This is a genomic window from Sphingomonas sp. 1185 (assembly GCF_040544655.1).
GTDB lineage: Bacteria > Pseudomonadota > Alphaproteobacteria > Sphingomonadales > Sphingomonadaceae > Sphingomonas.
The window spans coordinates 418,608-442,886 of record NZ_JBEPKL010000001.1; the positions used below are offsets into that span (position 1 = coordinate 418,608).

Here is a 24,279-nt window from a genome sequence, read left to right on the forward strand (position 1 = left end):
GCTTTTTCAATCGCAAGGCGGTGGACAGCGGCGGTTTACTCGGACAAGATAAGGCCAAGATCGAATATGGGGAGGATGGCCATGCGGCCTGTCATGAGAGCGGCGCTGGGGAATGCTGTCGCCCTGATCGCGCTGGCGATATCCGGCGGTCCGGCCAGCGCACAGGCCGGGGTCGATCCGCTCGCCCCGACCGGCCGCTGGAGCGCCAATCAGGACGGGCAGGCCGCGCTGCCGCCGATGGGCTGGAACAGCTGGAACGCCTTCAACAGCGATGTCGACGAGGAGAAGGTCATGGCCTCGGCCCGGCTGATCCGGGAAAAGGGGCTGGCGGAGGCGGGCTATCGCTATATCAACATCGATGATGGCTGGTGGCTGCGTCGTCGCCAGCCCGATGGGCGCATGGTCATCCGCGCGGACAAATTCCCTTCCGCCGCCGCCGGCCCCGACCAGCAGACCAGCTTTCGCCCGCTGACCGACCGGCTGCACGCCATGGGGTTCAAAGCGGGCATCTATTCCGATATCGGCCGCAACAGCTGCGGTCAGGTCTATACGCCCAGCTTCGCCAACCAGCCCGAGGGGACGGTCGCCGAGCGCGAGGTCGGGCTGTACGGCCATATCGACCAGGACATCGCGCTATATTTCCGCGAATGGGGGTTCGATTACATCAAGGTCGACGGCTGCGGCATCCGGGGGCTGGGCAAGGATTCCGAGCATGTGCGCAAGGGCGATTATCGCGAGCTGACGCCGCTGATCGACATGAACTCGCTGGCGCGCACCGACATTCCGGCGGTCCGTGCGCTCTACGACCAGGTCGCCGCCGCGCTGCGCCGCGAGAATCCGGACGGCGACTATATCTTCTCGCTCTGCCTGTGGGGATCGTCCGACGTCCGAAGCTGGGGCAAGCAGATCGGCAATGTCTCGCGCACCAGCGACGACATCACCGCGCACTGGTCGCGGATGCTGACCAATTTCGATACCAGCGCCAGCCGCGCGCTCTATGCGCATCCGCATGGCTGGAACGACCCCGACATGCTGTTCGTCGGATCGGGCGATTTCGATGCGAACCACATGACCGAGGCGCGGTCGCATTTCGCGCTCTGGACGATGATGAATGCGCCGCTGCTGATCGGGTTCGACCTGCGCAAGGCCAATGCCGAGCAGATCGCGCTGCTGGGCAACCGGGCGATCATCGCGCTCAACCAGGACCCGGCAGGGCATCAGGCGGTGCCCGCCTATCTGTCCGACGATGTCCAGATCTTCGTGAAGAGCCTGGCCAATGGCGACAAGGCGGTGGCGATCCTCAACCGGACCGCCAGCCCGGTCCAGCCCGTCCTGACCGCCGATCATCTGAAGCTGCGCGGCGACCGCCCGGTCGTGATGACCGATCTGTGGACCGGACGGAAGAGCAGCTTTTCGGGCGAGACCAAGCTGACCGTCGCGCCGCACCAGACGCTGATCTACCGCGTCACGGGCGCGCACCGGCTGACGAACGGCCATTACCTCTCCGAAGCGCCCGGCGACGTGAATCCCGCCGAGGACGGCATCCGCACGCCCGAGGGCGATCCCACCATCCATCACGAGCTCAGCCCCTGGGGCGGCAGCAAGGGGCCGGGCGACTATCCGCAATATGCGGGCTGGGGCGGCGCGCAGGCGGACCGCACCCCCTTTGGCCGTCCCCTGCGGCTGGCGGGCAAGGGATATGACACCGGGCTGGGCGTACTGGCCAATTCGCGGCTGGAGGTGCGAAATCGCGGGCAGGCGCGCTTTGCCGCGACGGTAGGCATCGACGACTCCGCCACCGCGCGCGGGCGGCGCGTCGTGTTCGAGGTTTATGGCGACGGACGCCTGCTCGCCCGGTCCCGGCCGATGGCGCTGAACCAGGCCCCCGCCCCGATCGAGGCCGATGTGCGGGGCCGCACGCTGATCGAACTGGTCGCCCGCGCCGATAGCGCTCCCGAGGCGGCCCTGCCGGTCGTCTGGGGCGAGGCGCGGCTGACCGACTGATCCATTTTGACAGGGGCGATCATGGCCTTGCCGGATCGGTTGGGCCATGCGACTGTCCCGCGCAAAGACCAAGGAGAGGGTGATGGAACCCAATGGAAAGGGGCCGATGCTGACCCGTCGTCAGCAGCTGGCCGGTATCGCGGGCGGCCTGGTTATGGGAGCGCTCCCTTCGCGTCTCGACGCGGCTGGTGACGAACCGTTGAAGGACCTGGCCGCGCAAAAGGGCGTCCTGTTCGGCACCGCGATCAGCGCGGGGCGATCCTCGCCGATGGCCGATCCCGGCTATGGCGCGCTGGTGGCCCGCGAATGCGCGGTCGTCGTGCCCGAGAACGAGATGAAGGTCTATGTCCTCGGCAACGATCCGCAGGCGCTGAACTTCGGTCCCGCCGACCGGATCGCGACGTTCGCGCAGGATCACCGCATGAAGCTGCGCGGCCACACGCTCCTGTGGAACTACGGCAAATATATCTCGCCCGCGCTCGCCCAGACGGTCGAGGCGACCGGGGCCGAGAAATGGCTGCGCGCCTATATCGCGAAGGTCGCGGGGCATTTCGGCGACCGCATCTATTCCTGGGACGTAGTCAACGAGACGATCGATCCCAAGACGGGCGAGGTCCGCGGCACGGTGTTCGACAAGGCGCTGGGCTTCGACGTGTTCAAGATCGCCTATGAAACCGCGCGCGAGCACGCCCCCCATGCCCAGCGCGTCTATAACGACTATATGTCCTGGGAGGTCGGCAACGAGACCCACCGCGCCGGCGTGCTCCGCCTGCTCGCGCGGTTCCGCAAGGAGAATGTCCCCGTCGACGCGCTCGGCATCCAGAGCCATCTCGGCAATGACGGCAGCCATTCGCGCGTCCAGCGCGGCGAATGGAAGCGGTTCCTGGATGAAGTGGTCGCCATGGGCTATCGCCTGCTGATCACCGAGTTCGACATCAACGACCGCGAAATGCCGCGCGACGTGGCCGGGCGCGATGCGCAGACCGCCGCCGTCGCCAAAAGCTATCTCGACCAGATGCTCGCCTATCCGCAACTCGACCAGCTGCTGTGTTGGGGATTGTGGGACAAGCATAGCTGGCTGAACGGCTTCGCACCGCGCGCCGACGGCCTGCCCCAGCGGCCCCTGCCCTATGACGAGGCACTTCGCCCCAAGCCGATGCGCGCCGCCATCGCCGACGCGCTGCGCGCCGCCCCCGTCCGAAAGGGAATCGCATGATCCGCCGCAGCCTGACCGCGCTCGCCCTGGCACTGGCCGTCACCGGTGGCGCCGCCGCGCAGACCGCCAGCTTCGACCGCTTCACCTATCAGGGCCGCTCGCTCGAACAGGTGAAGCCGAAGACGGGCGAGTATCTCAACCCGATCGTCGCTGGCTATTATCCCGATCCCTCGGTGACGCGGGTGGGCAAGGACTATTACCTCGTCAACTCGTCCTTCGCGCATTTCCCCGGACTGCCGATCTTCCATTCGACCGACCTCGTCCACTGGACCCAGATCGGCAATGCGATCGACCGGCCGGGCCAGCTCGACTTTTCGGGCCGCGCCATATCGGAGGCAGTGTTCGCGCCCGACATCAGCTATCACGACGGCACCTTCTATATCGTCAACACCTGCGTCCAGTGCCGGGGCAATTTCGTCATCACCGCGAAGAACCCCGCCGGGCCCTGGTCCGATCCGATCTGGCTGCCCTTCGAGGGGATCGACCCCTCGCTCTATTGGGAGGGCGACCGCGCCTATATCGTCAACAATCGCGCCCCCGCCGAGCCGCCGCGCTATGACGGCCACCGCGCCATCTGGATCCAGGAATATGACTGGCGCGCAGGAAAAATGGTTGGCGAGAGCACCCAGCTCATCAACGGCGGCGTCGACCTGTCCAAGAAGCCGGTCTGGATCGAGGGGCCGCATATCTTCAAGAAGGACGGCTGGTATTATCTGACCGCCGCCGAGGGCGGGACCAGCGTCAACCATTCGCAGGTCGTTCTCCGCTCGAAGCAATTGCGCGGCCCCTATGTCCCGTTCGCGGGCAATCCCATCCTGACCCAGCGCGATCTCGACCCCGCCCGCCCGCATCCGATCAGCGCGGCGGGCCATGCCGAGCTGATCCAGACCCAGAATGGCGACTGGTGGGCGACCTTCCTGGCGACGCGCCCCTATGCCGAGGATTATTACAATATCGGACGCGAGACCTTCCTGCTGCCGGTAACGTGGCGCGACGGCTGGCCGATCATCCTGGACAAGGGCAAGACGGTGCCCTGGACGCAAAAACGGCCCCGGCTGCCCGCCAGCCCGGCACCCACGCTGCCGACCAGCGGCGACTTCGGCTATACCGACGAGTTCGACGGCCATCGTCTGGCGATGCAGTGGATCGGCATCCGCACCCCCCGAACGCCCTTCTACAGCGTGGCGAATGGCCGCCTGTCGCTGAACGGCGGTGCGGCGCTGGGCGACCGGAATGGCGTGCCCGCCTTTGTCGGGCGGCGGCAGCAGCATGTCGTCGCGGACGTCTCGACCACGCTGACCTTCGCCCCGACCGCGAACGGCGCGCGGGCCGGACTGGCGGCGATCCAGAACGACTATGCCTATCTGTTCTTCGGGCTGACCCGGATCGACGGACAGCCCCGGATCGCGCTCTATGCGCGGGAGGGCCGGAACACCCGCGACGAGACCGCGCCGGAAACGCTGATCGCCTCCGCGCCCTTCGCCGCCAAGGGGCCGGTCACGCTGACCATCCATGCCAGGGGCGGGACGATGAGCTTCGACTATCAGGCGGACGGGCCGACGGCGACGCTCAAGTCCGACATGGATGTCCGCTTCCTCAGCACCGCCAAAGCGGGTGGGTTCGTCGGCACGGTGATCGGCCCCTATGCGTATAGCCCGCAATGACGGCGCGGCGGCTTTTCTCGCTCGCGCTCGGCGCGGCGTTGGCGGGGGTGTCCGCCATGGCGGGCGGACAGGTCTGGCAGTCGGATCGCGGTGACGGCCGCTATGCCAACCCGCCACTCTATGCCGATTATCCCGATCCCGACATCATCCGGGTCGGGCGCGATTTCTATTTCATCACCACCACCTTCGCGAACGTCCCCGGCCTGACGATCATGACCTCGCGCGATCTGGTGAACTGGCGCTTCGTCGGCCATGTCATCGACCGGCTGGAGGGCTTGCCCGCCTATGAGCTGAAGGATGGCGGCGCCTATCGCAAAGGCATTTTCGCGCCCAGCCTGCGCTACCGCGACGGCGTCTTCTACATCGCGGTGACGCCGGTGGGCGAGAAGACGCGCATCTATCGTTCGCGCGACATTCGCGGCCCCTGGGCGATGAACCGGATCGGCGAGGAAGCCTTTGATCCGGGGCTGTTCTTCGACACCGACGGCAGCGCCTATATCATGACCTCGGTGGGGTCGGACGGCACGACCACGCTCCTTAGCCTGGACCGCGACCTGCGCCGCGTCACCGACAAGCGCGTCGTCTATTTCAACAAGGGGGCCGAGGGGTCGAAGATCGTCAAGCGCGGCGATTTCTACTATATGTTCAACGCCATACCCCGGCGGCTGGGCATGACGGTGTCGCGCGCCAGGAGCCTGTTCGGCCCCTGGGAAACGCGCGACCAGATCGACGACAAGACCGGCGGCCACCAGGGCGCGATCGTCGACCTGCCCGATGGCCGCGACTATGGCTTCGTCATGGTCGATGCGGGCGCGATCGGGCGGATGACCAATATCAGCCCGGTCTTCTGGCGCGACGGCTGGCCCGTCTGGGGTACGCCCGACGCGCCCGGCCGCGTCCCCGCCACCGCGACCAAGCCGATCATGGGCCAGCCGATCCGCCAGCTCCCCGCCTCGGACGATTTTGCGGGCCGCACGCTCGGCCTGCAATGGCAGTGGAACCACAATCCCCTGCCCGACCGCTGGTCGCTGACCGAGCGGCCCGGCTTCCTGCGGCTGCGCGCCACCCGGGCCCCGGCGCTGTGGAGCGCGCGCAACACCCTGCTGCAAAAGGGACAGGGGCCGTTCGGGCGCGGGGTCGTGGCGATCGATGCCTCGCACATCGTCGCGGGCGATCAGTGCGGCTTTGGCACCTTCGGCAAATATAGCGGCCATATCGCGGTCGGGCGCGGGGCCGATGGGCGGCTGACGCTGACCATGCGGGTGATCGAGGATGTCGCCGCCGACAAGGGCACGACGCAGAAGACCGATGTCCGCGTCGACGCCCGACCGGTCGCGGGGCAAAGGCTGTTCCTGCGCACCGACATGGACTTCCGCACCGACCGGGGGAGTGTCGCCTATAGCCTGGACGGGCGCGATTGGCAGGCGCTGGGCGGGGACTTCCCGCTGGCGTTCGACTGGCGGACCGGCACCTTCCAGGGACAGCAATTCGCGCTGTTCTGCTATAATCCGGGGGCCAGGGGCGGGTGGATGGACGTGGACCGCTTTACGCTGTCGGGGCGATAGGTCGAAAGCGAATCCCTTGGCCTTCGACTTCGCTCAGGCTGAACGGCCGTGGGAATGGGCGATCTGGATACCTCACGCCGTTCAGCCTGAGCGAAGTCGAAGGCCACGCCCCTGGCCGTCAGATCGTCGGCATCCCCCGCTCCACGATCTTGCGGATCAGGTCGCGGTGCTTCGGCAAACCCGCCAGCAATCGTCCGGTCTGCACGTCATTCTCCCGCCGCGCCCGCTCGGCGATCACGGTTTCGGCGTGGAGGCTGCCCGGCGCGATCTCGGTGCGCTGGCCCATGCCGTACAGCACATATTGATAGCTGGCCGAGGGGAAGACCTCCTCCACCCGGTCGAACTCGTCATGCATCCACGGCGTCTGGTATCGCCATAGCGCCATCAGCTCGCGAAGCCGGTCGGGCATCGTCTCGGCCCGGCGATTGTCGCGCCAAAAATCGCTGTCGGTCCGCTGGGTCAGCGCATAATGCAGCTTCAGGAAATCGACGATCCGGCCCCAGCGATACAGGGTCGTATCGTTGAACCGCCTGGCGACCGTGTCCATGACCTCGCGACAGGCGGGCATCTGCTCGGCGATCAGCTTGGCGGACAGCTCGATCAGGACGATCGCCGAAGCTTCCAGCGGCTCTAGGAACCCCGCCGCCAGCCCGACGGCGACGCAGTTGCGCTCCCAGAAGCGCGCCCGGTGGCCCGCACGGATCTTCAACTCGCGGACGGGCAGGTCGCGCCCCGCCTCGCCCAGATAGGCGCGCAGTTCGCGTTCGGCGGCATCGCGGTCGATATGGCTGCTCGAAAAGACATGCCCCACCCCACGCCGGGTCGGCAGGCCGATATCCCATATCCACCCCGCCGACTGCGCGGTCGAGATGGTATGCGAGGCGATCGGCGCCTCGGGATCGTCATAGGGCACCTGGATGGCCAGCGCCGTGTCGCAGAACAACACGTCGTTCAATGGCCGGAACGGCACCCCCATCGCCTCGCCCAGCAACAGCGAGCGGAAGCCGGTGCAGTCCACGAACAGGTCGCCCACCACTTCGCCCGCCTGCGCCGTGCGGACCGCGCGGATGTCGCCGTTCTCGGCCAGCAGCACCTCCTCGACATCGGCTAGGACATGGCGGACGCCCAGCGTCTCGCAGCAATGGCGGCGCAGGAAATCGGCGAATTTGCCCGCGTCGAGATGATAGGCGTAATTGGCCAGCGCATCATATTCGGGCGTTGCGATGGTCTTGGGCGCGAGACCCGCGTCGCAGATGCGCCCCTGTGGCGTGACCGCGTCGCAAAAGCTTCCCTTGCCCTCGCCCGCCAGCCAGTGCGAGGCCAGGTTCACCTGCGCAAAGCCCTGCGGCAGCATCAGCGGATGGTAATAGCCGTCATCCGCCGCGCCGGTGGTCCAGCGGTTGAAGCGCGCGCCCTGCTTGAACGAGGCGTCGCACTGGCGGAAGAATTCGGTTTCCGACGCGCCCATCCGCTTCAGCGTGGTGCGCAGCGTCGGCCAGGTCCCCTCGCCCACCCCGATGATCGGGACATTGGGGGATTCGACCAGCGTGACGGTGAAGCCATGCGGCCGCCGCCCCTGATGCCGGGCGGCGATCACGCCCGCGGTCAGCCAGCCGGCGGTGCCGCCGCCGACGATCACGATATTCTGGACGGGTTGAACCATGGTGTCAGAAGGTCCGATTGGACGCGGGGATGTCAAGCCGAAGCCCGGCATCCCCGCCCCTGGCCATCGTCAGAAGCGATAGCGCGCGCCGACCGTGAAGCGGCGGCCATAGTCGAACACGTCGAGCAGCTGGTTCTTGAACCGGCCATGCGTGCTCTGCTTGTTGTTGTTCAGGTTCAGGATCTCGCCGAAGATCGAGAAGTTCTTCGACACGTCATAGCTGCTGGTCAGGTCGACCTGGAAGCTCTGGTTCACGAAGGTCGGCTCGGCGCCATAGGACCCGGTATTCTGGTTCTGGCTGAACGCCAGCAGATACTCGTCGCGCCAGTTGAGCGCGGTGCGGAACTGGAAGCCGTTCTTGTCATAGAAGCCGACGAAGTTGGCCGAATTCGCAAGCCCCGTCACCGCAAAGCCGCTCTGCGAGACGTCCTTGGCGTTGTACGGCTTGTTGGTGTCGACCAGCGTGGCATTGGCCTGGAAACCGAAGCCGCTGTCGCCGAACACCTGCTGCCAGGCGATTTCGACGCCGCGCACCGTGGCATCCGGGCCGTTGATCGACTGCGAGATCGAGAAGACGGCAGGCTGGCCGGTGGTCGGGTCGACCACGCCGTTCACCGTCTGGCGGGTCACGCCGTTGACGATGAAGTTGCTGACATTCTTCAGGAAGAAGTCGACCGACAGGTACGAGTTGCGCTGATAATACCACTCGGCGGCCAGATCGTAATTGTCCGCCAGATAGGGTTTCAGCTGCGGATTGCCGCCGCTGCCCGACAGCGCGCCGACACGCTGGCCGTTGCCGATGCTGAGCACCGGGCTGAGCAGCGTCAGGCCCGGACGGGTCAGGGTGCGCGACGCGTCAAAGCGCAGCTGCAGCTTGTCGGTCACCTCCAGACGCAGGTCGAGGGTGGGCAGCATGTAGGAATAATTGTTGCGGCCGACGACCGGCTGGGTCTGGGTGAAGTCGATCGACAACAAGGTCGGGTCGGCGGCGCTGCGCGTGATGGTGGTCGGCTGGCGACCCTGCCCGGCCGAGCTGAGATGCGTATTCTCGTTACGCAGCCCCACCGCGATGTGCAGCGGCATGCTGGCGACCTGCGCTTCGATCTGCGCGCTGAAGAACAGCGACCAGGTCTTTTCCTGGATGGTGCGGACCGAGTTGGGATCGATCGCCTGATCGAACGCGCCGGTAAAGCCGTTGACCCCGCCGCCATAGTTGAAGCCCGGCACGGTCTGCGCCTGCGGGTTGCCCAAGCTGGTCAGATAATTCTGATAGGCTTGCGGGCTGTAGATCAGGACCGATGGCGGCAGGCCGCCCTGGAAGCCGGGGATGAAGTTGTTGAGGCTGATCGAACCCTGATACAGGTTCGACGGCAGCGGCGCGATGCCCGAGGTGCGGCCCGACGGCGAACCGTAACCCGCATAGGCCTGCCAGTAATTGTTGGTGAAGGTGCTAGCATTCTGCTGGTAGAATTTGTCGTCGACATACTGACCGCCCGCCTTCAGCGTCAGATTGTCTTCCTTCCAGGTGGCGACGGCGCGGAATTGCTTCAGCTCGTCGGTGTTCTTCTGGGTCTGGAGCACGGTGACGTGCGAGCCGATCAGCGACGGGTCCGCCCAGCGCGCGCCGTCGCCGGCGGGGCCGAAATTGCTGATCGTCGGGAACGCCTTGTTGCTGTCGCCCGTAATGTTGAAGCCCAGATTGGTGCCCAGATTGCCGCCATAGCCGATGTCGCCGTTGCTGCTGCCCACGACGCCGCCGGGGTTCAGCCAGCTCTTGGCATAGGCACCATCCGCCTCGACGGTCAGCTTCGGGCTGACGTCCCATTTGACGTTCAGGCCGGTCTGGTTGGTCTGAAGCACCTGCTTATTGATCGCGGAGGTGAAGTCGGTCGGCGTGCCGGTCTGGGTGAAGCTGACCGCCGTACCATTGGCGTCCTGCTTCACGTTGCGCAGGTCGCCCTGGTTGAACCACACGCCGAAGCCGAACACGTCGGTCGTGATCGTCTGGCGCGAATAATTGTTGTCGAGCGTCAGCATCACGTCTTCGGACGGATGCCATTGCAGCGCGACGCGACCGTCGACGCGCTCGTCCTTGGTCCGCTGCTGCTCGGCGCCATATTGCTGCGGGAACCAGCCGGTCAGCGTGCGCTGGTCGGACGCCGCCGCCGTACCGTTGGTGGTCGGCGCACAGCTGGTCGCGGTGCTGCCCGACAGCTGGCAGGGCGCGAAATTGCCGCCCGGCCAGCCCGACACGAAGACGCGGTTGGTATCGGTGTCGCGGCGGGTGTAGATGAAGCTGGACAGGATGCCGATCGTATCGTCGGCAAAGGTGTCGCTGACCAGCGCGCCCAGCGTCGGGGTGACATGGCCCGAACGGTCCTGGAGCGAGCCCGAGGCGCTGACCGCCGCGCGGAAGCCGGGATGGTCGAACGGCTTGGGGAACTGGATATCGACGGTCGCGCCGATCGAGCTGGAGGCCAGCGACACGTCGGGCGTCTTCAGGACGCTGATCCCGCCGATAAAGTCCGAACCGACGGTACTGAAGTCGATCTGGCGGCCGCCCGCGGCGGTCGAGATGCGACGGCCGTCATAGAGGGTGGTGTTGAAGTCGCCGCCAAAGCCGCGAACCGTGATGCCGGTCGGCTCGCCACGCGAACCGTTACGCTGGATCGAGACGCCGGGAAGACGCTGGAGCGACGCCGCGACGTTGGAGTCGGGGAATTTGCCGATATCCTCGGCGGAGATGGCGTCGACCACGCCGGTCGCGGTGCGCTTGATGTCGAGGTTGCGCTGGAGCGAGCTGCGCAGGCCGGTGACGATGATCTCGGCGGAGCTCGCCTCGCCCGAGGGCGATGGAGCATTGTCCTGTTCGCTGGGCGCGGTCGCCTGATCCTGCGGCGTACCGGCCTGCTGCGCGGTGGTGGCGTTGGCCTGGACGGGCGTATCGGGACGGACGGCACCCGGCGCGGCGGTCTGCGCATAGGCGGTGCCGGGCGTGAGAAGCGCTAACGCCATCAACGGCGAGACGCCGCCCATCAGTGCACGGCGTGAAACCAGTGCGGCAACAGAAACAGTGCGAGACACCATTTTCCCCTCTCCTTCAATCTTTTATCACCGGGGCCGCTAGCGTTATGCCGCCATACCGCCCTTTCGATACGCTTATGCTACTCCTATGATAGCGCTATAACAAGCCATTTGTCAGAGCGACGGGGTCGCGTTATGCCCACCCTTGACGAAGACCTTGGGAACCGAACACAAACCGGGCTTCGACGCCGCTGTCGGCCAGCCGGACGACGCGGGGCGAGAGGATGCGACGCGAAAGGATTTGCCCGTCATGGCCGATATGGAATTGCTCGACAGCGCACGGCATGCCGCGCTCCGCGTCTCCGCCGCACCCGACCGAAACCGCCATTTCGTGCAGTTGGTGGCCGATGAATTCCTGCCCGCCGCGCTCCATTATCCGATCCTGTTCGCCCGCCATCCGGAAACCGGCGACCTGTATCCCGGCGCGTTGATGGGGCTGGTGCCGGAGGAAAATCTCTGCCTGGGCGCGAACGGAACGCTGGCCGGATACCGCGCCGCCGATCTGGAAAGACAGGGTTTCTACGTCTCCGGCGAGAATATCGCGATCGATCCCGGCCATGCCGCGCTCGGCCGGGGCGAAGGGGACCCGATCTTCGAAAAGGACGGCGACGCCGCCCCGGCGTTGCAGCGGATCCAGGCCGCCCTGCGACGGCTGCACCGGGGCCTGCCCGAGACCGAGGCCTTTGTCGGCCGCCTGCTGGCGCACAAGCTGATCGAGCCGATCGACCTCAGCTTCCGCTTCGACAATGGCGAGAGCCTGCGGCTGGACGCGCTCTATACGATCAGCCTCGATGCGCTGCACGACCTGCCCGACGAGGCCGCATTGGCGCTGTTCCGGTCGGGCGACCTGCAACTCATCTATGCGCAGACCGCATCAGTCCGACATATCCCGTTCCTCGCGCGGCGGCGCAATGACCGGCTGAGCGGGCTGGCGGCATGACCGACGCGGCGGTCGAGATCGATCGCGCTGCGCTTGACGGATATGACGCGTTTCGACGCCTGGTCGCCGAACCCTGTCGCCCCGCGATCATTCGGGGCGCGGCCGATGGCTGGCCGTTGCGGCAGGCGGCCAGCGCGGCGACGCTGGCCGGGTATCTGGCGGGCTTCGATGCCGGACGGCAGGTGGAGGCCTTTATCGGCCCGCGCGCCATCGCCGGGCGCTACAGCTATAGCGACGACCTGACCGGCTTCAATTTCCGCCGCGAGACGATGACGCTGCGCGCCGCGATCGAACGGCTGACGAGCGGGGCGGAGAGGGACGAGAGCCTCTATATCGGATCGGTGCCGACCGAGGCGGTCCTGCCCGGACTGGCGCAGGCCAATGCCCTGCCCTTCGCGCCGCCGGGCGTGTCGCCGCTGATCTGGATCGGCGATGCGTCGACCGTGCCCTGTCATTACGACATGATGGACAATATCGCCTGCGTCGTGGCGGGGCGGCGGCGGTTCACCCTCTATCCGCCCGATGCGATCGGCGACCTCTATGTCGGGCCGATCGACCATACCATGGCGGGCCAGCCGATCGCGCTGGCGGTCGAGGCACAGAGCGGCGATCCGCGCTATCCCCGGTTCGAGCAGGCCCGGCACCGCGCGATCATGGTCGAGCTGGAGGCGGGCGATGCGCTCTACATGCCCAAGCTCTGGTGGCACCGGGTCGAGGCGACGGGAACGCTCAACATCCTGGTCAATTACTGGTGGGACGCGTTTCCGGTCGGCCCCGACCAGCCCTTCGCGGCGCTGCTCCTCGCCATGACCGCCATCGCCGCACGGCCCGAGGCGGAGCGCGCGGCGTGGCGTGCGTGGTTCGATCATTACGCGTTCCGCCCCGACGGCCATCCGCTGGCGCATCTGCCCGAGGAACGGCGCGGCGTGCTGGGCGCGGCCCCGGAAAATACCGGGATGCTGCGCGCCCATGCGATGCGGATGCTGCGCGGCGGCTAAGCCGTCAGGGCAGGACTTCGATCCCCTCGACCACCACCTCGGGATCGACCAGCCACAGGGTCACGCGATGCCGCCCCGCCGCGACGTCCGGCAGGGTCGTCGTCGCGACCCTCCGGTTCTCGATTACCGAACGGTCCCAGGTGGCGGGCGTCTCTCCGGCCATCAGGTTCAGGATGACGGGCGTGCCGTCATCGACCGACACCGCGATCCGATGCCGCCCACCGCCGCGCACGTCCAGTCCCGGCGCCGCGACGATCGCGAGCTTGAGCGGCCCGGCGCGCTCGGTGGCTAGGTCATAGACGAGGTGCGGGCTCGCCCCGCCCGGCCGCTCGATGGTCGGCGCGGTGGTCGGCGTGGCGATCATCGCAGCCCCCTCGGCGGTGAAGTTCGCGACACGCTGCCACCGGATGCCGCCGCCATCGACCGCCCGGCCCTGATCGGCTGCGATCCGCTGTACGGCACGGGGCGGCGCGGGTGGCAGGGGGAGCGGCGCGGCGACGGTGGCGAGCGCGGGCATCGCGTCGCTGTCGGGCTGTTGCCAGCCGGTATAGCCGATATGAGTCTGCGCCATCATCTCGGGCCATTTGCCGCCCGCCGTCTCCACTTCGTAACGGCGGCGGATCGCGGCGTCGCGCGCGAAGAAGCCCCGCGCGGCGGCCGCCATCTTCTCCACCGTCGCCGCATCGCCCGCACTGGCGGCGGCGCGGTTGGCGGCGACCGCCTGATACAGCCGATGCAGGTTCGTCATCGCCTCGATGCGGTGCAGCACCAGTTCGTAATAGGCGTCGCGCCGGTCGGCGGGAATCCGCGTCTCGAGCTTGCGGGCGGCCTTGTCGAGCGCGTTCCACTCGGCCAGCACCCGCGCCCATTCGCCGCCCCGATAGTCATAGCTGGTGGCGTCGATCAGCTCGGGCTTGCGACGGCTGGCGAGTTGGCCATAGCGGCGGATCAGTTCGCCGATCTGCGGCCCCTGCGCGGCCCCGAACTGCTGCGTCGCCCAGCGCACCGGATAGGCCTGCATCGCGGACAGGTCCATGCGATCCGGGTTCCACGCCATGTCGAGGAAGAAGCTGGTCGGATATTCCATCGGCTTCAGGTCGCCGACATTGACGATCCACAGCCGGTCCGCACCATATTGGTGCGCCATCGTCATCTGCTGCCACACGCGCGGGATCGCGTTGGTGTCCAGCCACTTATAGTTGCGCGGGCCGCCGACATAATCGAAGTGATAATAGACCCCCGATCCGCCGACACGTGTCTCGCCAATGGGGGGCAAACGGCGGATATTGCCCCAATTGTCGTCGGCGAACAGCAGGGTCACGTCGTCGGGAACGCGCATCCCCTTGTCGTAATAATCCTGCACCTCCTTGTAGAGCGCCCAGACCTGCGGCGTCTGCGCGGCCGGGCGTCCGGTCACATCGGCGATGATCCTGCGCTGGTCGGTGACGATCCGTTCGAGCAGCTCGGTCGCGGTCCCCTCGGTCATCGGCTCGTCGCCGTCGCCGCGCATGCCGATCGTCACCGGGTCCTCGGCCCGGCCGCGCCGCTCGATCCCGAAGCGCCAGAATTTGCGGAGTTCGTCGGCATTCTTCGTATAGTCCCACGCGCCGCCGCCCTGCCGCTTCCACTCGATCTGCGCGCGCTGCATCGGTTCATGGTGCGAGGTGCCCAGCAGCACCCCCATCTCCTGCGCCAGCGGCGCGGTCGCGGGGTCGTCCTGCCACAACGACTTGCCCCACATGGCGGGCCACAGGAAATTCGCCTTGGAGCGGAGCAGCAGGTTGAACACCCGCTCATAGGCCCGGTGGTTGATCCCCCCGAAGCTCTTGCGCGCCCAGCCGCCGAATGCGGGCTCCTCGTCATTGATGAAGATGCCGCGATATTTGACAACCGGATGATCGGCGACGCGTCCCGCTGTCAGGTAGAGCGTCGGATGGCGCTGCGCCGGAACGTCGGCCCACCAGGTCCAGGGGCTGACCCCGGCCTTCGCACTGATGTCGTACAGGCCATAGATGGTGCCGCGCCGATCCGCCCCCACGATCACCAGCGCCCGCGCGACGCCCGGCATCGGGTTGTCGACCACCTGCTCGACATAGCCCTCCCATTGCCCGGCCAGGCCGGTGACGTCGATCCGTCCCGCCTTGACCAGCGCATCCACGACCGCGCTGTGCCCCAGCGTCCCGGCAATGACGGTCGCCCCGCCCGCCGCATCCCCCGCCAGCCGGACATCGCCGCCGCCCACCGCCTTCAGGTCGGCGACCAGATCGGTGGCGGCGCGGCGGACGCCGGGCTCGTCCCCCGGATCGACGACCACCGTCGCCACCCGCCCCGGCGCCAGCAGCGAAAGGGCGCCCGCCACGCTCCGCTCGCAGGCGACGACCGGTCCTGCACAGGTCGGACGGGTGGCGGCCGCAGCTGCGGCGCCGGGGATCAGCGCGACGAGCGCGGCGGACAATAGCAGGGGGTTCATCGTCTCTCCGATCTCCCCGTCGTGCAGGACGACCGGGACTATTTTCGTTTGTCTCGCTTACTGTTATCGCTCACAAACCGCAGGCCGCAAGCGCGGATGCGACAAAGAGAGGATCGGGCATGAAGCACTGGACGATGGTGGCCGCGACGGCCGTGATGATCGCGACCGGCGTCCAGGCGCGCGACACCCGCTGGACCCCCGCCTGGGGCTCGTCCCAGGTTCGGGTCGAGGGGACCAATGCCGACAGGGTGGCCAAGGCCGGTCCCGTCACGATCCGCCAGACCGTCCGCCTGACCGCCAGCGGCAGGGTGCTTCGCCTTCGCCTGTCCAATGTCGCGGGCACCACCGCGCTCCATATCGGCGCGGCAAGCATCGGCCTGGCCGCGCCCGGCCGGTCGGACGTCGCCACGCCGCTGGCGGTGACCTTCGACGGCGCGGGCGAGGTCGTGGTGCCGCCAGGAGCCGAACTCTATTCGGACGCGATCGCCCTGCCGGTCGCGGCGGGCGGCGATGTCGCGGTCAGCCTCTATTTCCCCGATCCGGTGACGACCCCGACCGGCCATACCGGCGCACGCTCGACCACCTTCCTGATCGCCGGAGACGCCACCGCGCGGCCCGCCCTGCCCGATGCACAGAAGATCGGCGGCTGGTGGGCGCTCTCGGATGTCGAGATACGCGACGCCGCGCAGACCGCGACCATCGTCACCATCGGCGACTCGATCACCGACGGCTATGGCATCAAGGACGACAGCAACACCCGCTGGCCCGATGATCTCGCGCAGCGGCTGGCGGCCTCGCCCGCCACGCGCCGCTTCTCGGTGGTCAATGCCGGCATCGGCGGCAACCGGATGCTGCTCGACGGGATCGGCCCCAATCTGATGGCGCGGTTCGACCGCGACGTGATCGCGCGGCCGGGCGTCAGCCATGCCATCCTGCTGGAAGGGGTCAATGATTTGGGCGTGCTGACCCGCGAGCATCCGGTCGACGCCGCGACCCATCAGGCGATGGTGCGCCGGATCACCGGCGCCTATCGCCAGCTGGCCGAACGCGCCCATGCGCATGGCATCCGCCTGATCGTTGGGACGATCACGCCGTTCCAGGGCAACGACTATTATCATCCCGGCCCCGAGACCGAGGCGGACCGGCAGGCGATCAACCGCTTCATCCGCACGTCGGGGCTGTTCGACGGGGTGATCGATTTCGACCGGGCGGTGCGCGATCCGGCCAGGCCCGACCGGCTGCTGCCCGCCTACGACTCGGGCGATCATCTGCATCCCAGCATGGCGGGCTATCGCGCCATGGCCGAGGCGGTGCCGCTGTCGCTGTTCGCGGCCCCGCGCCGCTGATCAGAAGGCGGCGTCCAGCCCGATGCGCAGCGTGCGGGGGCGCAGCGGCGTCACCTGGTCGCGCCCGGTGGCGAAGGGTGTGCCGAGCGCGAAGCGATTGCCGCGCACATCGGCCAGGTTGGTGATGCTGGCGGTGATCCCGATCGCGCCCAGCCCCAGCCGCGCGGTCAGCCCGCTGTCGAGATAATCGCCCTGGCGCTCGCCCAGGATCGGCCCCACGCCCAGCCGTGACGCCCCGACATAGCGCAGCCAGCCATCGACGCGCAGGTCGCGCCCGCCCGCCAGCATGCGGCGATAGACCAAGCCCGCGCGCGTCGTAACCCGCGCGATATTGGGAATCTGGCTCAACCGCGCCAGCACCGCCGCGCGCGCCGCCGCCGGATCGCCGGCAAGATCCTCGGCCAGCGCGAAGACGCGGGTGCTCGACGGCTCGTCGATCCGGCTGTCATTATAGGACAGCGCCCCCTCGACCCGCAGCCCTTCGGCCAGCCGCGCGCCGACCAGCATCTCGATCGTCCAGAGCTTTCCGTCGCCGATATTGGCGGTGCTGGGCAGGCCGCTGGAATCGATGAAGTCGGCCTGGATGTCGCGCCACGACGTGTGGGCCAGCGTGATCGACCCGTCGAACCGGTCGCGCCCCGGCCGCCCGGTCCGCAACCCCGCCTCGATCGTCGCCACCCGGTCGTTGCGGAACCTGCGGACCACCGGCCCCTCGATGGTCAGCCCGCCGGGACGAAATCCCTGCTGATAGCGCAGGAAGAGCTGCGCCCGCGGGGTCAGGTCGATCAGCGCGGAGGCGGCGGGCAGCAGGATCGTCTGTGCACGCCGCGCCGTCACATCCTGCAACCGCGCCAGCGCCTGGACCGACAGGGCGGAAGGCAGGTCCTCGCCCGCCCCGTCGAGCACCGAATGGGTGACGCGCAGCCCGCCCGTGGTCAGCAGGCCGGGTAGCAGCCGGACGCTCGCCTCGCCATAGAGCGTCGCCTCCTCGACGCCGTTGACCACGCCGGTCCGCGCGACCAGCGCGCCGGGCTCGCCGAACAGGCGGGTCAGCCGGGTGCGGTTATGGACATAGCTGAACCCCGCCAGCCAGCCAGACCCTTCGGTCGACGACTGCCACAGCCGGGTCTCGTTGGCCTGCATCCGGGTGGCATTGGCCTGGGCGAACAGCTGGACCGGCCCGCCCGGCGGGGTCGCGTCATAGCGTTCCATCAGGTCGTGCGCGGTGATGCCGCTGCTCGAACGGAAACGGACGCGTCCCAGGCGGCCCGACAGGACCAGCTGGGCCTGGCCGAAATCGGCCGAAAAGCCCTCCGCCACCGGCGCGGCGCGGGTCAGCGGGGGGCCGTCGCGATCGGCATATTGGCTGTCGGCGCCGCGTATCCGCTGGCCGATCCCGATCGCCTCGACGCTCCAACCGCCGCCCAGGTCGAGCCGCGCGGCGGCGCGGCCGCCTTCGATCCGGGTGCGGTTGACATCGGTCCGGCCGAGCAGCGGCTTGTCGATATAGCCGCCCTCACTCGCGGTATCGGCGACGATCCGGATCGCCAGCCGATCGGCGATGACCGGCATGTTGAGCACCGCCTGCGCATCCACCCCCGGCGCGCCCCGCGCGGTGGCCGATCCGCCCAGCATCACCGATCCCCCGGCCCGCGTCGCATCGGGCGCATTGGGGACCAGCCGGATCAACCCACCCAACGACCCCGCGCCGTACAAGGTGCCCTGCGGCCCCTCCAGCACCTCGACCGCCGCCAGATCGGCGAGCCGCAGATCGGGGTCGGGCGCATTGTAGCTGAGCCGCAGATCGCCGAAATACTGCCCCACCGTCGCCTGGGTCGGGCCGGTGAAGCTGGAGTCGGCGATGCCCCGGATGAACAGCTTGTTGCGCCCCGGACCCAGATAGGTCGAGGCGATCACGGTCATCCGGTCCGCCAGCTTGCCCGTGCCGCCTGCGCCGCCCAGCTCCAGATCGGCGCCCGCGACCTGCACCACCTGCCCCGCGAAATGATCGCGGGTCGTGTCGCGCTTGCTGGCGGTGACGACGACATCGCCGTCCGGCACTTCCGGGGGCGGCGGCGGCGCGGACCGGCGGCGATGCGGGATCGCGATCCGGGGCCGCGCCCTGGGAAGCAGCCGCCAGCTACCGGGGCCGAGCGCCTCGACCCGCGCATCACTGCGCTCGGCGATCAGCGCCAGCGCCCGCTCCACCGACATGCGGCCCCGCAAGGCGGGCAGCGCGCGGGACCAGAGGCGCGCATCGGGCACCACGATATTGGCATGCGCCCTTTGCCCCAGCGCCATCACCTGGGTCGCGACGGTCCCGCCGGGCAGGTCGAGGGGCAGGCGCTCGGCCGCCGTCGCCGTCGTCGCGCAAGCCGCGACGGTCGCCGTCAGGACCGCGAACCCCGCCCCCGAAAATCTCACCCGCGCGGTTCCAGCATCCACCCGGCGGCCTGGCGGCGGACCCGCACGTCAAGCAATCGGCCCAGCAGGTCGGGCTGCTCCCGCACCGCCTCCAGCTCGATGGTGCCGCGAAATCCCCGGTCGGCGATGGCGGGCATGACGGCAACCGGCTGGCGGAGGAAGCGCGAAAGGTCTTCGGCGACCTCGGCCAACGGCACCCCGTCATAGGCCAGCCGCCCCTGCCGCCAGCCGCCGACCTGTTCGATCGCGACCGGCTGGCGGATCAGCCGATCCCCCTCCGCCACCACCGCCTGTCCGGGGATCAGCCGAAGCGCGGCACCCTTCGGATCGACCATGACGGCGCCCTCCGCCACCGCCACCCGCATGGCGCGCGCGCCCAGCCTGACGTCGAAGACGGTGCCGAGATCGGTCAGCCCGATGCCCCGCGCCTCGACCGCAAAGGGATGCGCGGCGTCGTGCCGCACCTCGAACAGGGCCTCGCCCCGGTCGACCACGGCGCGGCGTCGATCCGCCCGGTCCAGCGTGACGCGCGATCCCCCGGCCAGCATGATCCGGCTGCCGTCGGGCAAGGCGATATGGCGCATTTCCCCGGCCGCGGTCTCGACGGCATAGGGCTGCGGCCGGTCGAGCCAGAGCGGGACGCCGACCATCCCGACCAGCGCCGCCGCGACCGCGCCGCCGATCCAGCCCAGCGGTCGACGCCGCCGGGCGGGCATGACGGGTTCGTCGTCGACCACGACCGGGGCCGCCATGACATCCGGGTGCGCCGCCAGCGCGTCCGCCGCATCCCGCAGCATCGCCGCGGCGCGATCATAGCGTCCGGCATGATCCGGATCGGCCTCCAGCCAATCGGTGAAGGCGTCCCAGTCGGCCGATGCCGGATCGGCCATGCGCAGCGCCCAATCGATCGCGACCGTGTCGATCGTCGCATCGGGCGGGGATTGCGGGGGCTGGCTCATCCAATCTGTTCCTTGAGCGCGGCGAGCGCGTGCGCCGCCATGCGAAGATCGCTTTCGACGGTGCTGATACTGATGCCGAGTTCGGCGGCGATCTGCTTTTGCGGCACCCCCTCCACCCGCGCGCGCCGGAACACCAGCGCGGGCCGCTCGCCCAGCGCCGCCAGCGTCGCGGCGATCCGCTCGGCGGTCTGGCGTGCGACCACGGCGCGTTCGGCGGCGGGGGCCTCGGCATCGCCCGCCTGCTGCCCCTCGGCCCAGTCCCGCTCGCGCCGTTCGGCCTGTCGGCTGGCCCGGTAGCGATCGATCATCAGCATGTCCGCCGCGCGGTAGAGATAGGCCAGCGGATTGGCGATCGGCCCGTCCATCCGCCCCGACACCTTCAACCACAGGTCCTGGACCAGATCCTCGGCCGCGTCGCCCGCCCCGCGCGCGCCCAGAAAGCGCACGAGCCTGTCGCGATTGGCGAGGAAGACGGCCTCGATCCCGGTGGGCGGCATGCTGGTGACCGAAGAAAGGGAAAGGGAATGTCGTGGTTTAGCCGAAGAGCCCCGATGTGGAAAGGAGCCCCACCCAAGGACGGGGTGGGGCTCCGAACGCCCGCGTGCGCTACAGGGGTGATGCACGCGGACGAACTCGCCTAGAAGGCGAATTGGAGGGCCGCGCGCGCCGCCAGCGCCACGTTGCCCAATCTCTGTTCGGCATTGACCTCGCCGCTCAACCGGATCTCGCTGGTCCCGGTGATCGCGCGCACCCGGCCGACCCAGCCGCCGCGACGCGCCTCGGGATCGAGGATGAAGGGCGTGCCGTCACCGAAGCTGGCGATCGTGCGGCCCAGCGCCCCGGCGACGCGCTCGCGCCGTCCGCCCTCGATCTCCAGGCGGCTCCACTGGTCATAGCGATTGTCGCCGCCGAAATTGATGCCCGCCGCGACGCTGGCGGTGACCGCCAGTTCGTCGCTGCTCCGCTTGCGCACCGTCAGGTCATACCCCGTCCCGCCGCCGCTCTCGCGATAGCCGTCCTCGTTCAGGCGGTAATAGTCGAGGGCCAGGATGGGCCGGACGCTGAACTGGCCCGCCCAATGTTCCCACGATACCGATCCCGACCCCGAATAGAGCATGCCCTTCCAGTCGGCGGTCGCGCGGCGCTGGACCGCTTCCGATCCCACCACGCCGTTGAACTGACGCTGCGACCCGAAGGACAGGAACGCCGCCGAGGCGCGGGCCTGGCTCGCCAGGGCACCCCAGCGCGCGCGCCAGAAACCGGCCAGCTCATATTGGCTGTGGTCGACGCGGTTGACCGCCGAGCCTTCATTGTCGCGACCGCTCATATAGGACAGCGAGGCGCCGAAATTGCCCGCATCGGTCTTGTGCTCGATGCCGCCGCTGACCCCCCAGCCGCGCACGTCATAGCTGCGGGTCGAGCGCGTGCCCTTCGACGCGTCCCAGCCGATCGGGGTCAGCCAATAGCCCCATTTGCCTTCTTCGCTGAACTCGCCCGCCGGTTCGCGCAACTGCGCGGCGGCGGTGCGCGAGGCCAGCGTCACGCTTTCGAACACGCCGCCGCTGTAATTGGGCAGCATCTGCTCGATCGCGCCCCGGAACGCCGCGCCGTCGTAGATGCCCCGGATCGCGTCGGACAGCTTGGCGTCCTTTGCGATCGCGGTGTCGATCGCGTCGAAGGCGCTGACGCCCGCGCGGTTCAGGCCCAGTTCGGTCTTGGCCTTGCGCGTGACGTCGACCGCGATCTCATTGGGTTGCGTGGCGACGATCGCCCCCTTGTAGAGGAACGGCATCGCGCTCGCGGCCAGGGTCAGGTTGTTCGCGCCGGTCAGCGTGCCCGACCGCAACACGACATAGCGGCCCGTCACGTCGGTCCCGCCCGACACACGAAGCGCCAGCTGGCTGTTGGCGCCGATCACCGTCGCGCCGCCGACCTGGATCAGGTTGCCGGTCGGATTGGCCTTGTCCAGCGCCACGCTCAGGATCGATTGGTCGCCCAGCGTCAGCGAGCCGATGCTGGATACGCCGTTGGCCGCGAAGGTGCCGCCGCCGCTGGCGACCGTCACCGCGACATGACCCGCATTGGCCAGTCGCCCGGCAAAGACGCCCTTGCCGGTGATCGACAGCAGATCCTGGCCCTGGCCCGCGAAATCGGCGACGCCGTCGAACCGCGCGCTGCCGCCGACGACCAGCGTGTCGGCACCGGTGCCGAAGGTCGCGGTGCCCGCATAGGTGCCGCCGCTCATCTCCAGCCGGTTGTTGCCCGCGCCGAAGCTCACATCGCCGCTGACCGAACCGCCCGCAATCTCCAGCCTGTCATTGCCGCTGCCAAAGCGGATCGCCCCGCTGATGCTCGGCGCGGTGGCACCGGTCGCGGGTGCGAGCTGCCGGACGACGGCGCCGCTGGTGTTCGCCGACAGGTCAATCGCGATGCTGCGCGAGGAATCACCCCCCGCCGCGGCGATCGAGCCGCCATTTTCGATCAGGGTCAGCCCGCCCGAGCGATCGAGGATCGCGGTGGCGGAAGCGCCGGTCGCGCTGGCCTTGATCGCGCCGGTGTTGCGGAGCGTCGGGACCGATGCGCCGCTATCGATCAGGATCGCGGTCGTCATCGCGCTGGCCGCGCCCCCGCCGGTCGCGGTCACGCTGCCGCCGACCTGAAGCTGCGGGGTCGAGGCGCCCGCGCCGAAGCGGATGGCGGTCGCCTCCGCGCCGTTCGCCGTCGCCTGCACGGTGCCGCCGACGGACACGCCCTGCGCGATCTGCACCGCGCCGCCCAGCCCACCGATCGACAGCGCGGTCGCGCGCACGCCGCTATAGACGCCCGCCGCCGACACCCGCCCGTTGACGACCAGCCCGGCCGCCGGGGTGGCGCCGCCGGTCGCGCCGATGACGACCGCCCGGTTCGCCGCGCCGATCTGCATCGTCGGTGCCGCGCCGTTGGTGATGAGGTCGGCCGCCTTGCCCGTCACATTGCCCAGCGTGATGCCGCCCGCGACATTGCCGGCGACGACCAGCGCCGATCCACCCTGAAGCAGGTCGTCGCGGTCCAGCTTCGACACATCGGCGGGCGGGGTGGTGTAGCGATAGCCGGTCGACCCGATCCCGCCCTCGACGGTCAGCGCCCCGCCGACATCGCCGTCGATCCGCGCGCCGACCGCATTCTCGCCGACCGCGACGATGCTGCCGCCCAGCGTCACATTGCCCGAGACCGCCCCGGTCTGCACGCCCACCGACCGATCGCCCAGCACGTTGATCTTGCCCGACTGGACGAGACTGCCGGTCAGCGGACCGCCCAGCGCGATCCCGGCGGAGTCGGTGCCCTTGATGGTGATCTCGCCGCTATTGGTGATGGTGCCGGTGAACGCGCCATCGGTGCGAATGCCATAGCGGCGGGCGCCCTGTGCAAAGGGGCCGTCCAGGTCGCCGTCCTTGTCGACATCGACCGCCGTATAGCGTTCGTCGATGATGATCTTGCCGGTGTTGGTGATCTGGCCGTTCACGCCCGCCGCCGCGCCGATGCCGGTCGAGTCGTTGGCGTCGGTGATCTGGATCGTCCCGGCATTGGCGACCTTGTTGTTGCTGTCGATGCGGACGGCGGTGCCGCCGGTCGGGACCACGCTGCCCGCCGCCGTGATGCTGACATCGGCAGCCGCGCCGTTGTTGACGGTGGCGGTGCGGACCGGCGTCGTGCGCTTGGTGTCGATCACGGTCTGGGCCGAGGCGGCCGCCCCCGCCGCCAGCGCGAGCGTGGCGGTCGAGGCGAAGAGCAGGCGATGCACGGATGAGGTCCCCTTTATGTCCCTTTTGCCCCTCCAGACGGAGCCACCGCCCCCGATCCTTGCCGCCCGGATTAAAATTTTGTCAGGTTGCCCGGCGGTGTTGACGATTGCCCTGCGGAGGATCACAGGGCCGGGCAGATGCGGGGTCCCCCGCGTCGTTCCAGA

At 68.5% G+C, this 24,279-nt stretch carries 14 protein-coding genes; 7 read left to right on the top strand and 7 right to left on the bottom strand.

The features are described from left to right. Positions 1 to 81: 81 nt before the first annotated feature. The 4 genes from ABIC44_RS01845 to ABIC44_RS01860 all read left to right on the top strand — a co-directional run bounded on the left by ABIC44_RS01845 (position 82) and on the right by ABIC44_RS01860 (position 6,449). The gene (locus ABIC44_RS01845; protein WP_354293280.1) at positions 82 to 2,004 is read left to right on the top strand and encodes an NPCBM/NEW2 domain-containing protein; all 1,923 of its coding nucleotides are present in this window, start codon (positions 82 to 84) and stop codon (positions 2,002 to 2,004) included. An 82-nt stretch (positions 2,005 to 2,086) separates the two neighbouring features. Beyond that, complete coding sequence (locus tag ABIC44_RS01850) at positions 2,087 to 3,220, top strand: endo-1,4-beta-xylanase (RefSeq protein WP_354293282.1); 1,134 nt, start codon at positions 2,087 to 2,089, stop codon at positions 3,218 to 3,220. Then, positions 3,217 to 4,884 (top strand): glycoside hydrolase family 43 protein, encoded by a 1,668-nt coding sequence (locus ABIC44_RS01855; RefSeq protein WP_354293284.1) that lies wholly within the window; start codon positions 3,217 to 3,219, stop codon positions 4,882 to 4,884. The genes ABIC44_RS01850 and ABIC44_RS01855 overlap by 4 nt, the downstream gene beginning before the upstream one ends. Further along, positions 4,881 to 6,449 (top strand): glycoside hydrolase family 43 protein, encoded by a 1,569-nt coding sequence (locus ABIC44_RS01860; protein ID WP_354293286.1) that lies wholly within the window; start codon positions 4,881 to 4,883, stop codon positions 6,447 to 6,449. The genes ABIC44_RS01855 and ABIC44_RS01860 overlap by 4 nt, the downstream gene beginning before the upstream one ends. Before the next feature lie 118 nt (positions 6,450 to 6,567). Here ABIC44_RS01860 and ABIC44_RS01865 read toward each other — a convergent pair whose 3' ends face one another. Together ABIC44_RS01865 and ABIC44_RS01870 are read right to left on the bottom strand one after the other, a co-directional pair. Beyond that, positions 6,568 to 8,112 (bottom strand): tryptophan halogenase family protein, encoded by a 1,545-nt coding sequence (locus ABIC44_RS01865; protein ID WP_354293287.1) that lies wholly within the window; start codon positions 8,110 to 8,112, stop codon positions 6,568 to 6,570. Between the two features lie 69 nt (positions 8,113 to 8,181). Then, the gene (locus ABIC44_RS01870; RefSeq protein ID WP_354293288.1) at positions 8,182 to 11,199 is read right to left on the bottom strand and encodes a TonB-dependent receptor; all 3,018 of its coding nucleotides are present in this window, start codon (positions 11,197 to 11,199) and stop codon (positions 8,182 to 8,184) included. Positions 11,200 to 11,446: 247 nt separating this feature from the next. Between ABIC44_RS01870 and ABIC44_RS01875 the strand changes: the two genes are divergently transcribed. Then, positions 11,447 to 12,136 (top strand): SapC family protein, encoded by a 690-nt coding sequence (locus tag ABIC44_RS01875; RefSeq protein ID WP_354293290.1) that lies wholly within the window; start codon positions 11,447 to 11,449, stop codon positions 12,134 to 12,136. Continuing rightward, entirely contained in the window at positions 12,133 to 13,134 is a 1,002-nt protein-coding gene (locus ABIC44_RS01880) for a cupin-like domain-containing protein (RefSeq protein ID WP_354293291.1), read from the top strand. The genes ABIC44_RS01875 and ABIC44_RS01880 overlap by 4 nt, the downstream gene beginning before the upstream one ends. 4 nt (positions 13,135 to 13,138) lie before the next feature. Here ABIC44_RS01880 and ABIC44_RS01885 read toward each other — a convergent pair whose 3' ends face one another. Then, a complete protein-coding gene (locus ABIC44_RS01885) occupies positions 13,139 to 15,604 on the bottom strand; it encodes a glycosyl hydrolase 115 family protein (protein WP_354293292.1) in 2,466 nt (821 codons plus the stop codon). Between the two features lie 119 nt (positions 15,605 to 15,723). Between ABIC44_RS01885 and ABIC44_RS01890 the strand changes: the two genes are divergently transcribed. Beyond that, entirely contained in the window at positions 15,724 to 16,950 is a 1,227-nt protein-coding gene (locus tag ABIC44_RS01890) for an SGNH/GDSL hydrolase family protein (protein ID WP_354293293.1), read from the top strand. Here the strand turns inward: ABIC44_RS01890 and ABIC44_RS01895 are convergent, their stop codons facing one another. The 4 genes from ABIC44_RS01895 to ABIC44_RS01910 all read right to left on the bottom strand — a co-directional run bounded on the left by ABIC44_RS01895 (position 16,951) and on the right by ABIC44_RS01910 (position 24,114). Next, on the bottom strand, positions 16,951 to 19,374 hold the full coding sequence (locus ABIC44_RS01895; RefSeq protein ID WP_354293295.1) for a TonB-dependent receptor: 2,424 nt from the start codon (positions 19,372 to 19,374) through the stop codon (positions 16,951 to 16,953). It abuts the gene before it with no gap. Continuing rightward, positions 19,371 to 20,333 carry a FecR family protein gene (locus ABIC44_RS01900; protein WP_354293296.1) on the bottom strand — a complete coding sequence of 321 codons (963 nt, stop codon included), beginning with the start codon at positions 20,331 to 20,333 and terminating at the stop codon, positions 19,371 to 19,373. The genes ABIC44_RS01895 and ABIC44_RS01900 overlap by 4 nt, the downstream gene beginning before the upstream one ends. Further along, positions 20,330 to 20,830: an RNA polymerase sigma factor gene (locus ABIC44_RS01905; RefSeq protein WP_307099405.1), complete on the bottom strand. Its 501-nt coding sequence runs from the start codon at positions 20,828 to 20,830 to the stop codon at positions 20,330 to 20,332. The genes ABIC44_RS01900 and ABIC44_RS01905 overlap by 4 nt, the downstream gene beginning before the upstream one ends. Positions 20,831 to 20,970: 140 nt before the next feature. Then, positions 20,971 to 24,114 (bottom strand): autotransporter outer membrane beta-barrel domain-containing protein, encoded by a 3,144-nt coding sequence (locus ABIC44_RS01910; protein ID WP_354293299.1) that lies wholly within the window; start codon positions 24,112 to 24,114, stop codon positions 20,971 to 20,973. Positions 24,115 to 24,279: the final 165 nt, after the last annotated feature.